This window comes from Microbacterium sp. MMO-113, from assembly GCF_037148555.1.
Taxonomy (GTDB): domain Bacteria; phylum Actinomycetota; class Actinomycetes; order Actinomycetales; family Microbacteriaceae; genus Microbacterium.
Map to the genome: position 1 here is coordinate 1 of NZ_JBBCTD010000019.1, position 223 is coordinate 223.

Consider the following 223-nt stretch of genomic DNA (forward strand, 5'->3'; position numbering starts at 1 on the left):
ATATTCGGGGTTGTGGGACTCACCAGTCAGTTCTGCCGAGCTGGCGACGTTACAGAAGCGTATAGACGAACGGTCTTGAAAGGCCGGTCATAGAGGGTGCCAACCCCGTAGCCGAAATGCGTGTTCTGGCGTGGAGAGTATCCCAAGTAGCACGGGGCCCGTGAAATCCCGTGTGAATCTGTCAGGACCACCTGATAAGCCTAAATACTCCCAGATGACCGAT

Annotated in this window: 1 rRNA gene; it reads left to right on the forward strand. The window is 54.7% G+C overall.

The features are described 5' to 3' along the window. Nucleotides 1-223 (forward strand): 23S ribosomal RNA (locus WFJ36_RS17185); the annotation flags it as partial.